This window comes from Flavobacterium sp. EDS, assembly GCF_020991525.1.
Taxonomy (GTDB): domain Bacteria; phylum Bacteroidota; class Bacteroidia; order Flavobacteriales; family Flavobacteriaceae; genus Flavobacterium.
In genome coordinates this window covers 672891-687022 of sequence record NZ_JAJMOZ010000001.1, presented here as the reverse complement: position 1 = coordinate 687022, position 14132 = coordinate 672891, and the positions used below count along the sequence as shown (strand labels likewise).

Sequence of the window (14132 nt, the reverse complement as noted above, 5' to 3'; positions counted from 1 at the left end):
ATTACTATTTAATGAAAAAGATTTTACTTTTAACACTTGCATTTTCTATTACATCTTATGCACAAGTGCAAGAAACGCTAAACAAATTACCTCAATTATCTTCAAAATTATCTGGCCTTGGCCGTGTTGATATTGCTTCGGGATTGAAAGAAGCTCTAGACAAAGGAATAGCGAAACAAGTAACAAAATTAACGGCTACTGATGGTTTTTATAAAAATGAAGCTGTAAAAATTCTAATGCCAGAGGAATTACAAAAAGTAGATGCTACTTTACGAAAATTCGGTCTTGGATCTCTTGCAGACGAAGGAATTAAGGTATTGAATCGCGCTGCCGAAGATGCTGTAAAAGAAGCGACACCGATATTTGTTTCGGCTGTAAAAAACATGTCGATTAATGATGCTAAATCTATTTTATTAGGTAACGAAAACGCAGCAACTACCTATTTAGAATCTAGTACTACTACTTCATTATACAGCAAATTCAACCCTGTTATTAAAGAATCTTTTAGTAAAGTTGGTGCAGATGAAATCTGGTCGAATATTATTACTAAATACAATAGTCTTCCGCTTGTAAAAAAGGTGAATACTGACTTGACCGATTACACCACTAAACAAGCTCTTGCTGGTGTTTTTAAAATGATCGCTGTAGAAGAAAAAACAATTAGAACTGATATTAACGCAAGAACTTCTCCTTTATTGAAAAAAGTATTTGCGATGCAAGATAAAAAGTAATCTAACAAATAAACAGCTAACCAACTAACCAAAAAACTACAATGCAAAAAATAACTTTTCTCATTCACTGCAAAGACCAAAAAGGTATTATTGCTGCTGTGACTAATTTTATTCTGAAAGTGGAAGGAAACATTACCTACATTGACCAGCATGTTGATGTGGAGCAAAATGTGTTTTTTATGCGACTCGAATGCGAATTAACCAATCGAAGCATTGCCATTGAGGATATAAAAACAGATTTCAAGGACTCTATTGCATCCAACTTTGAGATGTCATGGGAATTATACAATCAGGAGCAAAAGCCTAAAATGGCATTGTTTGTTTCTAAATATGACCATTGTTTATTTGATATTCTTGGACGCTATAGTGCTGATGAATTAGGTGTTGAAATCCCTGTAATCATTAGTAACCATAATGATTTAAGAGCGATTGCTGAACGTTTTGATATTCCGTTTCACTTTGTTCCGTTTACCAAAGACACTAAAGAAGAGGGGGAAAAGCAACAACTCGCATTGCTAAAAAAATATGATATCAACTTTATTGTATTAGCACGCTATATGCAAATTATCACTCCTGGGTTAATTGATCTTTACAAAAACAAAATCATAAATATCCATCACTCTTTTTTACCTGCATTTCCGGGAGCTAAACCGTACCATTCGGCTTTTAAAAGAGGAGTGAAAATTATTGGAGCAACAAGCCATTATGTAACCGAAGAACTAGATGAAGGCCCGATTATAGAACAAGATATCGCTCGTGTTTCGCACATCCATTCGGTAGATGATTTTATCATGAAAGGACGCGACCTGGAACGTATCGTACTGGCTAGAGCTATAAAACTACATGCCGAGCGCAAAACAATGGTTTATAGCAATAAAACGGTGGTTTTTTCTTAAATCCCTAAGTCGCTAAGGTTCTAAGGTTCTGAGTTTTTAATTTTTGAAGTTATTTTAGCTCGCAGATTTAAAATTGTTTCAGGTTTCAAGTTTCAAGTTTCAAGTTTTAAGTTTTAAGTTTTAAGTTTTAAGTTTCAAGTTTCAAGTTTGAATATCTTAGAACCTCAGCGCCTTTGTCGCTTTGCAACTCAGAACCTATTTTTTTAGCTCGCAGATTTAGCAGATTCGGCAGATTTCATACTACTCCCTTTTTTTGAATCATCATAAAAAATAAACCCGACAGATTTTAAATAAATGTCGGGTTTTGTTTTATGCAAGTTTTGTGTCTTTCTTCAAGTCTAAAAAAACTCAGAACCTTTGAGCCTTTGCAACTTTGAACCTTTGTCGCTTTAACCTTTGTAGCTCTGAACCTATTTTTTTAGCTCGCAGATTTAAAAAAGTTTCAAGTTTTAAGTTTCAGGTTTGAATATCTTAGAACCTCAGCGCCTTTGTCGCTTTGCAACTCAGAACCTTTGTAGCTCTGAACTTATTTTTTTAGCTCGCAGATTTAGCAGATTCAGCAGATTTCATATTGCTTCCTTTTTTTGAATCATCATAAAAAATAAACCCGACAGATTTTAAATAACTGTCGGGTTTTGTTTTATGTAAACTTTGAGTCTTTTCTTTAAGTCTAAAAAAACTTAGAACCTCAGCAACTCAGAACCTTTGCAACTTTATAGCTTTGAACCTATTTTTTTAGCTCGCAGATTTAAAATTGTTTCAAGTTTCAGGTTTCAAGATCTTAGAAGCTTAGCCCTTTATCGCTTTGCAACTCAGAACCTTTGAGCCTTTGCAACTTTGAGCCTTTGTCGCTTTGAACCTATTTTTTTAGCTCGCAGATTTAAAATTGTTTCAAGTTTCAGGTTTCAAGATCTTAGAAGCTTAGCCCTTTATCGCTTTGCAACTCAGAACCTTTGAGCCTTTGCAACTTTGAACCTTTGTCGCTTTGAGCCTATTTTTTTAGCTCGCAGATTTAGCAGATTCGGCAGATTTTGAACCTTTTCTTTAAGTCTAAAAAAAACTTAGAACCTTAGGATCTCAGCAACTCAGAACCTTTGAGCCTTTGTAGCTCTGAACCTATTTTTTTAGCTCGCAGATATAGCAGATTCGGCAGATTTCATATTGCTTCCTTTTTTTGAATCATCAAAAAAAATAAACCCGACAGATTTTAAATAACTGCCGGGTTTTGTTTTATGCAGATTTTGGACCTTTCTTTAAGTCTAAAAAAACTCAGAACCTTAGAACCTCAGCAACTCAGAACCTTTGAGCCTTTGTAGCTCTGAACCTATTTTTTTAGCTCGCAGATTTAAAATTGTTTAAAGTTTCAGGTTTCAAGATCTTAGAAGCTTAGCCCTTTATCGCTTTGCAACTCAGAACCTTTGTAGCTTTGAACCTTTCTTTAAGTCTAAAAAAACTTAGAATCTCAGCAACTCAGAACTTTTGTAGCTTTGAACCTTTGTAGCTTTGAGCCTCAGCAACTCTGAACCTTTGTCGCTTTGAGCCTTTGTTGCTTTGAACCTCAGCAACTCAGAACCTTTGTAGCTTTGAACCTTTAAGCCTCTGCAACTCTAAAAAAAAATTATCTCACTTCTATCAACAATCTTGGATCACTAAAGTTATTTACTTCATCCATTGTCATTCCTAATGCGTTTGCTACACCTTCTCCATAAGCTGGATCGGCTTTAAAGCAGTTACGAATGTGCCTTACTTGAATAAATTTTTGTGCTCCTCCTACTTGTGCTGCTGTGTTTTTAAACAAAAACTGTTTTTTATCATCGGTCATTAAGCGGAATAACTTTCCTGGTTGAGAGAAATAATCATTATCATCTTCTCTAAAATTATGAGCGTATGCATCTCCATGAATGGACAATGGCGGTTCTTTGTATTCTGGTTGTTCCTGCCATTTACCGAAACTATTTGGCTCATAATGTTTTTTACTTCCGTAATTTCCATCTACACGCATAGCGCCATCACGGTGGAAACTATTCACTGGACATTTGGCTGCATTAACAGGAATCTGTGCATTGTTTACTCCTAAACGATAACGGTGTGCATCTCCATAAGAAAACAAACGAGCTTGTAACATTTTATCTGGCGAATATCCGATTCCTGGAACTATATTCGCAGGATTAAAGGCTGCTTGCTCTACTTCGGCAAAATAGTTATCTGGATTTCTGTTTAATTCAAATTCCCCTACTGGGATAAGTGGAAAATCTCCTTTTAACCAAACTTTTGTTAAGTCGAATGGATGGTATTTATACGTTTTAGCTTGCTCCTCGGTCATGATTTGCACAGATAATTTCCATTTTGGAAAATCTTTTCTTTCGATAGCTTCAAACAAATCTCTTTGGTGGCTTTCTCTGTCGTTTCCAACTAGTTTTGCCGCTTCTTCATCGGATAGGTTTTCAATTCCTTGTTGTGTTACAAAGTGAAATTTAACCCAATGTCTTTCATTTTTATCATTGATAAAACTAAAGGTATGGCTTCCGAATCCGTGCATCTGACGATATGATTTAGGAATACCTCTATCACTCATTACAATTGTTACTTGATGTAAAGCCTCAGGAAGTAGTGTCCAGAAATCCCAATTGTTATCGGCACTTCTTAAATTTGTTTGTGGATCACGTTTTACTGCGTGATTTAAGTCTGGAAATTTCATCGGATCACGGAAAAAGAATACAGGGGTATTGTTTCCTACTAAATCCCAATTTCCTTGATTAGTATAGAACTTCATGGCAAAACCACGAATATCTCTTTCTGCATCGGCAGCACCTCTTTCACCTGCTACAGTTGAAAAACGAACAAACATGTCTGTTTTTTTTCCTATTTCAGAAAAGATATCGGCTTTAGTATATTGAGTAATATCATGAGTTACGGTAAATGTTCCGTATGCAGCAGATCCTTTAGCATGCATTCTTCTCTCAGGAATTACCTCTCGGTCAAAATGTGCCATTTTCTCTAAAAACCAAAAATCTTGCAATAATACCGGACCACGTGGTCCTGCAGTCATTATGTTTTGATTGTCTGGTACAGGCGTTCCTGTTGCCGTGGTAAGTTTGTCTTTCGATTCCATAAGTAACAAATTTTAATGATTATATTCAAAGGTAACGTACTTGTTGTTATAAACAAAATTGATTGTTTTTATATTCCGATAGTTATATACTATTTAGCAGTATTAAATTACTGTATTTTATACATACCTAAAAGTAATCAAAAAAAGTTAACTTATGTACAACAAAGTAATAACAAAACCTTAACAGCATAACGTTGGCTTATGTCTGATCTTTGCAATGTAATAAACTGGTTATTTATTATTTTGGTTTTGGTTAGTTAAATGATTGTCGGCATCTTGGTTAGATGCCGGCTTTTTTTATGCCTTATTTTAAAAGCATACAAAATCTCGCTACCTATTGAAGTGTTAGGAATTCTTTATTTAAATATAAATTTTAAAAGTAAATTATTGCAAGCGCTCGTGCATTTGCTTAAAATAAGAGAATGCTTTTAGCAATCGGGTTCCATACCACGAAAACATTTCTCCATCTACAAAAACAGTTTTGGCATGATGCGTAAATCGTCCAATCTCGAATGCGTCTTCTTCTTTAAACGGATACGGTTCTGAGGATAACAAAACGACATCTGGATCGCCCTCTAAGCGCATTTTCTTAAGTTCTATTTCGGGATAGCGTCCTTTATCCGAATATATATTTGTAAAATGATTCAGTTTTAGCAACTCGCTTATATAATTATCCGAACCTGCTACCATAAAAGGGTTCTTCCAGATAAAATAAGCGGCTTTTTTAAATGGCTTGTCTTTTATGTAGGTTTTAAAATCTTGCAATCCAAAAACCAATTTATCATTCCATTTTTGTGCTTCAGTTCTGCAATTAAACAATTGTCCAAAATCGGTAATCATTTGAAGGTTGTCTTCTACAGTTAAAATATTGGTTACCCAAACTGGACAAATTTCTGCTAGTTTTTCAACAATTTCCTTTGTGTTTTCTTCTTTATTGCAAATGATAATATCTGGATTCAGCAATCGGATTTTCTCGTAATGCACCTTTTTAGTTCCACCAACCATTTTCTTAGTTGATTTTAAGTGATACGGATGTACACAAAACTTCGTTATCCCAACGATTTTATCTTCGAGTCCTAAATCACAGAGCAATTCGGTTTGCGAAGGAACAAGCGAGATAATTCTTTTTGGAGCAGTTTCAAAAGAATGTAATGTACCGATTTGATCTGTTAGTTGTTTCAAAAGAAAAAAATTATTAAAAAAAATTAAAGTTTCAGGTTTACTTGGTTTCAGGTTTCAAGTTTTTTTAGTTTCAAGTTTCAAGTTTCAGGTTTAACCGCGAAATTTGCTAAGCTTTATGTTCTTTGCGCATCGAGATTGCCAATCTTTGCAATCTTTTTTTAGGTGTATAACAACCTGAAACTTTAAACTTTAAACTTTTTTGCTACTCATAATCTCTTCCATCTCTTGTTGCATTTTCAGGGCTTCTTCTCTTGCCTTCTCTGCAAAGTCTGTCCCTTTAGATGCGTAGATAATAGCACGAGACGAATTAATAAGTAATCCTACTTTATCATTCATTCCGTATTTACATACCTCTGATAAGCTTCCTCCTTGTGCGCCTACTCCTGGAACTAGCAAAAAGCTATCTGGAACAATCTTACGGATTTCGGTAAAATATTCGGCTTTGGTAGCTCCTACCACATACATTAAGTTCTCGCTATTCTTCCATGTTTTAGAAGTTTCTAGAACTTGTTTGTATAATTCTGTTCCATTAGTAATTAAGGTCTGAAAATCGAATGCGCCTTCATTAGATGTTAACGCTAACATTATGGTGTGCTTGTTTTCGAATGCCAAGAAAGGCTCAACTGAGTCTTTTCCCATATATGGTGCAACTGTAACACTATCAAAATTTAAATCTTCAAAAAAAGCTTTGGCATACATGCTTGATGTATTTCCGATATCACCACGTTTAGCATCTGCAATTGTAAAAATATCTGGATGCTTCTCATTTATATAGTTGATTGTTTTTTGTAACGACAACCATCCCTTTATTCCGTAGGCTTCATAAAAAGCAGTATTGGGTTTGTAAGCAATAGCCAGATCGTGTGTTGCATCGATTATAACTTTATTAAATTCAAAAATAGGATCTTCTGTTTCTAAAAGATGTTCTGGAATTTTAGTTAAATCAACATCTAAACCGATGCATAAAAATGATTTTTTTAAAAGAATTTGTTCGTGTAGTTGTTGTGTTGTCATGCTTGTTTTTTTAGCCTTCTAATTCATAATAAATAATTCTTTTTAGAAAGTATGCAAAAATAAAAAAAGCCACTCAATTAAGAATGGCTTTTTACTATTATATTCACTTCGTTTACAAATTGCCTAAATAAACAATTTCTGTTCTTCTGTTTTCAGCTCTTCCTGCAGCTGTTTTATTTGACTTAACTGGTTTTGAAGCTCCAAATCCTTGAGAAGTTAAATTAGCAGGATTTACTCCTTTAGCAATTAAGAAATCCATAACTGCTTTTGCTCTAGCTTCTGATAATTTTTGGTTAAATTTAGGATTCCCTACATTATCAGTATGTCCGTTAATTGCAAACTTAGCATTTGGATAGTTTTTCAAAATTTCTTTGATAGCTTCTAATCTTTTTGATGTTTCTTCTTTTTTTGCTTCACTTAATGTCGCTTTACCTGTTTCAAAGAAGATTGACTTAGCTTCTACTTTCAATTGTTCTAATGTAGTTTTAGAAACTTTAGGACAACCTTTATTCTCTATCGGTCCTGCAAGTAAAGGGCATTCATCTTCGTTATCTGGAATACCATCTTTGTCTGCATCTAGAACTGGACAACCTTTATTCTCTGCTAATCCAGCAACAGTTGGACAAGCATCATCTTTATCTAAAACTCCATCTCCGTCTGTATCTGGCCAAGGGCATCCTTTATTCTCTACTGGGCCTGCAACAGTTGGACAAGCGTCAACATTATCTAATAAGGTATCTCCATCGCTATCTTTCCAAGGGCATCCTTTGTTTTCTATTGGACCCGCAACATTAGGACAAGCATCATCTTTATCAAAAACACCATCTTTATCTGCATCTGGCCAAGGACAACCATTATTTTCTACTGGTCCTGCTACTTTTCTGCAAGCATCATCTTTATCTATAACTCCATCCTCATCGGTATCCTTAAATTTCTTTTGGTAAACTGGAATTTTCATCCCAAGGTGAAAATCTGCTGCTTTTGATTCTTTTGAAACCAAATTAGTTAGCACTGAACCTGATCCAACAAAGAAAGCTCCTACTCGAATTCCTGAACCTACTTGCATTCCGCTATATTCCATCCAGGTCATTGGCACGTAAAAACTAAACCATCTGCTTTCGTAACGAGGCGTTAAACTTACTCTATTAGCAATAGTAACTGCATTAACCTTATCGGCATTAACCATATTAATGTCTCCGTTAAGATTAAGGTAGAATTTGTTATACATATTCCAATCTATATCAGCATGAATCGCTGTAGGTAAATTTGTTTTTCTTCCTTTTGTGCTTGATGTTTTATTATAATTATCATTTAAAAAATCATATATATTACCTATATCATCAATCATCTCTTGCGTAACTACTCCTGTAACATTGTACGTATCTTGTTTTGCGTTTCTATAATTTATAGATCCAATGTCTGTAACAGATAATCCAAATCGTAATTTATACTTATTTAAATCTCTAAAATTATTATCTGTCGGTTTTGCTTTGCTTAGATCATATTTATCATAATCTGGTCTCCATTCGTAAACAAGTCCTAGATCAAATCCAAATCCTTTTGAGTTAGCATCGAAATCATATTTTGAATTAGCTTCAAAATCTTGACTTGCTCCTATTGTAATTTCTCCTGTAGAAGCAAGAACACCTGCTTTAGGATTTGCAGCATTTTCAACATAAGCAACACTAACATCATTTGCATGAACATATCCATTTACACCACCTTGCAAATACTTAGCTGTTAAACCTCCTTTTAAGAAGTGTTGGTCTTTTTGATACAAAACAGTAGCATAAGAAACACCTAATTCTGCCCAAGTGTTTGAAGCTCCATTTACATCACCTGCATTAAAATTAAAATTACCTGATTGGTCTAAACCATCTTTAACCTGATCTACAAGATATCCGTTAACGTTTCTGACATTACTTATAGATCTTGCTCTTGTAAATACTGCCAAGGTATGCTTTGGCGCAATATTAAACATAAAAGAAGGTCCCATAATATCAAAATTCGCCAAACCATTGTTTGCATTAGATGCCGTTATTTTTGACTGACTATTAAAATCATATCCATCTTTATAAACATCAAAAAGGCGAACTCCATACAAATCATTTTGTACCGAACCGCTAATAGAAAACAAATTAACATCTGTTTTAAAACGAGAATCGGCTATAGAAGCAGGATTAAAAAGCACACTTTGTACACCTGCATAATTATCATGAAAATAACCCATATAAGATTGGGCTTTGGATGCGAAAGAAGTAATAAAAAGCAATAAAATAAGTAGTTGTTTTTTCATTCAAATTAGGTTTAAAATTAAATTGGCGGCAAAACTACAATATTAGATCCATTAAGAGACTACCCAAACATTGAATTCATATAACTTTTATTACAAATAATGTAAAATAAAAAACGAGTATCGTTTTAACTTTGGAAAATGCCCTAAAAAAATATTTTACATGAAACCCCATATAGGAATATCCTCAAAAGATTTAAAGAAAAGTGCCGACATTTTAACTTCAATTCTATCAAATGAAATGATTTTGTATGTAAAAACGAGAAAGTTTCACTGGAACATATCTGGAAATAGTTTTATGGAATTACATAAATTATTTGAAGACCAGTACAGCGTTTTAGAAACAATTATCGATGAAGTTGCCGAAAGAATTAATCTGCTTGGAGAAAAAACAATCGGAACTATGACTGAATTTATTGGTAATTCAACATTAAAAGAATTCCCTAATAGATACCCTTCTCAAAAAGAAATGCTAACTGAATTACTAGAAAATCACGAACAAGTTATTGTTGAACTTAGAAAGTATATTCCTGCATTTGAAAATGAAAATCACGATATCGGTTCTGCCGATTTTATAACTGGATTACTCGAACAACACGAAAAAATGTCTTGGATAATACGCCGTTACCTAAGTTAAATTTTGTCTTAGGAAAGGTTCAAAGCTTTCAAAGGTACTGAGGTTCTGAGTTACTAAGGTGCTAAGAAATCATCCTTCGACTCCGCCTCAGGAAGACACTGCGACTGCCCTTCGACTCCACTTTGAATGAGACTGAAAACTGAGACCATTTTTCGACTCTACTCAGGATGACGCTAAAATTGAAAACTAAAAACTTCTGAAAACGGAGACTATCTTTCGTCTCCGCTCTGGATGACACTGCGACTGAAACACAAGAAGAAATACATAAAATCACTTCGAATTTGTAAGAGCTTTTTCACTCAATTGTAATACCGCTAATCAAAAATTTAGGCGGTATTTTTTTGCCATGATAAAAAATCAATGTTCACTGACATATACTTACACTACCCTAATTTTATTACTTTATTTATCTATCTTTTTTTATCTATCTTTAGCAATATTTTTTAAGCAATGAAGTTATTTATTAAGTTTGATATTAATACTGTTTGTTCTCAATTTTTGAAAGAGAAATTGAATGAACGACAAATAAATTATACCCCTTTAGGTTTTGGAGAAATCGAATTAGAAAAGAACCTAACATCGGAAGAATTAGATTGTATGAAGAATGATTTAGAACCTTTTGGCCTGGAAATTGTAGAGAATCAAAAGAGTGTTCTGGTACAAAAAATAAAAGACGCCATTATTGAGATGGTTTTTATGGATGAGAACGGAAACAATTTAAAAAGTTCTGTGTATTTGGCCGAGAAATTAAATCATAGTTACGGATATTTATCGAATGTTTTTTCGGAAGTAACCTATTCATCTATTGAGAATTTCATCATTTTACAAAAAATCGAACGAGCCAAACACCTCATTATTATAAATGAAATGAGTTTAACCGAAATTGCATTTTTACTCAATTACTCAAGTGTTGCGCACTTAAGTACACAGTTTAAAAATACAACAGGAATTACACCTTCGGCATTTCAGCGAATTATAAAAAAACGACGCGAAAATTTAAAATAACTATATAATAAATGCAAAAAAACGCATTACATATTTTACTGGCGGATGACGATGAAGATGATCGCCTTTTTTTCAAAGATGCTTTTGAAGAAGTAAAAATACAGACCAAAGTACAATTTGCACACGATGGCATGGAATTAATGGAGCATTTAATGCATCCCGAAACCATATTGCCCGACATTTTATTTCTCGATTTAAATATGCCTAAAAAAACAGGTAAAGAATGTTTGATGGAAATAAAAAAAACAGATCATTTAAAACATTTAATTGTTGCCATTTACTCCACCTCCTCATCAGAAGAGGATATAGAAGATACTTTTATACAAGGAGCAAATATTTACATTAAAAAACCAAGCACTTTTGATGCTTTAAAAAAAATAATTAATGAAGTTGTAACTCTAAACTGGCATTATCACACTTCGGGCTTGAACCGTGATACCTTTTTGTTACGCTTAAAATAATTAAAACCGGATGAAATTGATACCCAATTTTAATTCCCCGCTTGCGTTGAGGATTATTTTTGCAATATCGATATTTATTTTATTATTTATTACGTCGGTATCTTACAAACACAATCGTGACTTGCAGAATTCCAGCAAGTTAATGATGCATACCTATGAAATAAACATTCAATTAGAGCGATTACTATCGTTTGTAAAAGACGCAGAAACAGGTCAAAGAGGCTATATAATAACCAAAAATAGCCGCTTCCTTGCGCCTTATCTTTTTTCTCGTGATAAAGTAAACAGATCCTTTATTAAGCTAAAAAAGCTAGTAGATGATAATCCTAAACAACAGCAAAACCTTAAAAATCTTTTCGATTTAATTATCCAGCGCTATACCTATCTTGAAGGTTCTTTAAAATACAGCAACGAAAAAACCTATGATAAAAGGAAACTAGACAACTGTATGTTTGGCGGACGGATTGTAATGGAAAACATTCGTTTTCAAATAGATGAAATGAACGATGTTGAAAAAGATATTTTACAGAAAAGGCAAAAAATTTACCAGAGTGAAATCTCATTAACTCCCATTTTTTCTATCATCTTATTTCTGGTAGCACTTTCATTTATATTACTCTCTTACAGACAAATTAGCAATGATATCGACCGCTTGAAAGTTTTTAATAAAAAGCTTTTAATTTCCAGCAAGCTTATGGCCGAATCTGAGATAATTGGTGCTTTTAGTACCTGGCAATGGGATATGGAAACTGATAATATTGTGTACTCCGATAATCAATATCGTTTATTAGGCCATGCCCCTAACTCATTTGTACCAGAAAAAGATACGTTTTTAAAATACGTACATCCCGAAGACAAACAAGCTTTCTCAACCTTAATGCAAGGTATTATCGAGAATAAGCAACTCCCGCTTATATATTATAAAGTTATTCGAAAAAACAATGAAATTAGATACTTCAAATCTATCGGAAAACTTTTGATAGATGAACAAGGAAGCAAAATAATGTTGGGAATAACATTTGATATTACTGAGGAGCATTTTCAGAATATTGCTATATACGAACGTAATAAAGAACTTGAAAAAAGCAATAAAGAACTAGCTTCATTCAATCATGTTGCGAGTCATGACTTGCAAGAACCGCTTAGAAAAATACAAACATTTATCTCCAGAATTTCTGATGATGATATGAATTCTTTATCTGAAAACGGAAGAGGCTATATTCTAAAAATAGGAGCTTCTGCCAAAAGAATGCGCATTTTAATTGATGATCTCTTACTCTTTTCTAGAACAAATACAACCAAGAAAGAGTTCTTAAAAATGAATTTGAATGACTTACTCGAAAAAGCAAAGCTAGAACTGTCTGAAATAATTCAGGAAAAAAATGCTGTTATATTATCTGATAAGTTACCAAAACTAAAAGTCATTCCTTATCAAATAGAGCAACTATTCATTAACCTGATAAATAATTCTATAAAATACAGTAAGCCAAATGTTTCTCCTGAAATCAGTATCTCATGTGAAAAAATAGCCTCTAAAGAATTTCCTGACTTACTAGAGCAGTCTATAAAAAAATATTACAAGATCACTTTTACCGATAACGGAATGGGATTTGACCCGCAATTTAAGGAAACGATCTTTGTATTGTTCCAGCGCCTACATAGCAAGACAGACGAATATCCAGGAACTGGAATTGGATTAGCTATTTGCAAAAAAATTGTCGAAAACCACAAAGGACACATTATAGCCGACAGTACACCGAACAAAGGCTCGGTTTTTACTATTTTTCTACCCGAATAATCTCTTATAATTTTACTATTCATCGTTATATAATTCATTTTATGGGAATTATATAACGATTCTTTTTTATGCTGTAAAGCAAAAACTGTATATCGGTTGCATCTTTGTAATATAAACTTTTAGCAAGTGAAAATCCACACTGTGTTACCAACTAAATATTTGCTTATTAAAGCAATTTTTGTCTTTGCAATTTTGACTACTATGCTGTCATGCAAAAAAAATGAAGCTTTTGAAAAAACGCCAGATAATGAAATTTTTTCAAAAAATAATTCGGAAGAAATAGATGCTTATTTTTTAATCGCTACAGCAAATATTAGTAAGGCTATAATATCAAAAAGTCAAATTGCTCAACAAAAATGCCAAGATGAAAAAATTAAAAGGTTAAGTAGTAAAATTGAAACAAATCAAAATGAAATGCTTCATGAAATAACAAGATTGGCCAGTAAAAAACTTGTTATTATTATAAACACAGATGAAAAGCAGTCTAACAATGATTTATACTCATTAATAGACGCCACTAAAGCCAATTTTGACAAAGCTTATATCGATTTAATAATCGAATCTATTAGTGACCAGATTGAACTGCTAAAATCTATTACAAGAGAGACAAATGATACCGATATTATAAAACTATCGATTAAATATTTGCCTACACAATACCGCTTTCTAGACGAATCGAGAGCACTGAAAAAAGAATAACTTTTTTACACCTTGTGTGTAATTTACAAAGTTTGTTCAACACATAAAACACCCATTTTAAAGTTAAAAATGTTTCAAGAAAATTATTTTTTTTGATGTAGTCTTATAGTGCTTTATTTCAAGCAAAACGTTCTTAAAAAAGTTGTCAATCATAAAAAGTTAGATGCAATTCGTAAGATATTTTTCAACTCATAGCCTATGCAAATTATTCTAAGCGAAACATCTTATTTATGCTTGGCGAAATCATATTCAAAACAGTAACAAACAATAAATTAAACAGAATATTATAGCCTTAAAACAATTG

General features: G+C 33.1%; 11 protein-coding genes. 7 read left to right on the top strand and 4 right to left on the bottom strand.

Annotated elements, in window-relative coordinates; translation table 11 throughout:
• Positions 1 to 11 precede the first annotated feature (11 nt).
• On the top strand, positions 12 to 731 hold the full coding sequence (locus tag LPB87_RS03000) for a DUF4197 domain-containing protein (RefSeq protein ID WP_129537673.1): 720 nt from the start codon (positions 12 to 14) through the stop codon (positions 729 to 731).
• 41 nt (positions 732 to 772) lie between these two features.
• Positions 773 to 1627, top strand: coding sequence for a formyltetrahydrofolate deformylase (gene purU, locus LPB87_RS02995; RefSeq protein WP_129537672.1), 855 nt, complete (start codon positions 773 to 775; stop codon positions 1625 to 1627).
• A 1618-nt stretch (positions 1628 to 3245) separates the two neighbouring features.
• Here the strand turns inward: purU and LPB87_RS02990 are convergent.
• The 4 genes from LPB87_RS02990 to LPB87_RS02975 all read right to left on the bottom strand — a co-directional run bounded on the left by LPB87_RS02990 (position 3246) and on the right by LPB87_RS02975 (position 9231).
• On the bottom strand, positions 3246 to 4739 hold the full coding sequence (locus tag LPB87_RS02990) for a catalase (protein ID WP_129537671.1): 1494 nt from the start codon (positions 4737 to 4739) through the stop codon (positions 3246 to 3248).
• A gap of 384 nt (positions 4740 to 5123) precedes the next feature.
• On the bottom strand, positions 5124 to 5921 hold the full coding sequence (locus tag LPB87_RS02985) for a helical backbone metal receptor (RefSeq protein WP_230604903.1): 798 nt from the start codon (positions 5919 to 5921) through the stop codon (positions 5124 to 5126).
• A gap of 189 nt (positions 5922 to 6110) precedes the next feature.
• Positions 6111 to 6935 carry an orotidine-5'-phosphate decarboxylase gene (gene pyrF, locus LPB87_RS02980; protein WP_230604902.1) on the bottom strand — a complete coding sequence of 275 codons (825 nt, stop codon included), beginning with the start codon at positions 6933 to 6935 and terminating at the stop codon, positions 6111 to 6113.
• 112 nt (positions 6936 to 7047) lie between these two features.
• Positions 7048 to 9231 carry a DUF5723 family protein gene (locus LPB87_RS02975; RefSeq protein WP_230604901.1) on the bottom strand — a complete coding sequence of 728 codons (2184 nt, stop codon included), beginning with the start codon at positions 9229 to 9231 and terminating at the stop codon, positions 7048 to 7050.
• A gap of 160 nt (positions 9232 to 9391) precedes the next feature.
• Here LPB87_RS02975 and LPB87_RS02970 point away from each other — a divergent pair, with 160 nt between their 5' ends.
• From LPB87_RS02970 to LPB87_RS02950, 5 genes are all read left to right on the top strand, one after another.
• The gene (locus tag LPB87_RS02970; RefSeq protein ID WP_129537667.1) at positions 9392 to 9865 is read left to right on the top strand and encodes a DNA starvation/stationary phase protection protein; all 474 of its coding nucleotides are present in this window, start codon (positions 9392 to 9394) and stop codon (positions 9863 to 9865) included.
• 450 nt (positions 9866 to 10315) lie between these two features.
• Positions 10316 to 10870, top strand: coding sequence for an AraC family transcriptional regulator (locus LPB87_RS02965; protein WP_129537666.1), 555 nt, complete (start codon positions 10316 to 10318; stop codon positions 10868 to 10870).
• An 11-nt stretch (positions 10871 to 10881) separates the two neighbouring features.
• Positions 10882 to 11331, top strand: coding sequence for a response regulator (locus LPB87_RS02960; RefSeq protein ID WP_230604900.1), 450 nt, complete (start codon positions 10882 to 10884; stop codon positions 11329 to 11331).
• Positions 11332 to 11473: 142 nt separating this feature from the next.
• Positions 11474 to 13129 carry a CHASE3 domain-containing protein gene (locus LPB87_RS02955; RefSeq protein WP_230604899.1) on the top strand — a complete coding sequence of 552 codons (1656 nt, stop codon included), beginning with the start codon at positions 11474 to 11476 and terminating at the stop codon, positions 13127 to 13129.
• Between the two features lie 126 nt (positions 13130 to 13255).
• Positions 13256 to 13828, top strand: coding sequence for a DUF4142 domain-containing protein (locus LPB87_RS02950; protein WP_230604898.1), 573 nt, complete (start codon positions 13256 to 13258; stop codon positions 13826 to 13828).
• The last annotated feature ends 304 nt before the right edge of the window (positions 13829 to 14132 follow it).

Bases quoted from the DNA above. Each gene is read 5' to 3' on its own strand.
- LPB87_RS02975 (WP_230604901.1), bottom strand. From the start codon at position 9,231: ATGAAAAAACAACTACTTATTTTATTGCTTTTTATTACTTCTTTCGCA.
- LPB87_RS02960 (WP_230604900.1), top strand. From the start codon at position 10,882: ATGCAAAAAAACGCATTACATATTTTACTGGCGGATGACGATGAAGAT.
- LPB87_RS02955 (WP_230604899.1), top strand. From the start codon at position 11,474: ATGATGCATACCTATGAAATAAACATTCAATTAGAGCGATTACTATCG.
- LPB87_RS02990 (WP_129537671.1), bottom strand. From the start codon at position 4,739: ATGGAATCGAAAGACAAACTTACCACGGCAACAGGAACGCCTGTACCA.
- LPB87_RS02965 (WP_129537666.1), top strand. From the start codon at position 10,316: ATGAAGTTATTTATTAAGTTTGATATTAATACTGTTTGTTCTCAATTT.
- LPB87_RS03000 (WP_129537673.1), top strand. From the start codon at position 12: ATGAAAAAGATTTTACTTTTAACACTTGCATTTTCTATTACATCTTAT.
- pyrF (WP_230604902.1), bottom strand. From the start codon at position 6,935: ATGACAACACAACAACTACACGAACAAATTCTTTTAAAAAAATCATTT.
- purU (WP_129537672.1), top strand. From the start codon at position 773: ATGCAAAAAATAACTTTTCTCATTCACTGCAAAGACCAAAAAGGTATT.
- LPB87_RS02970 (WP_129537667.1), top strand. From the start codon at position 9,392: ATGAAACCCCATATAGGAATATCCTCAAAAGATTTAAAGAAAAGTGCC.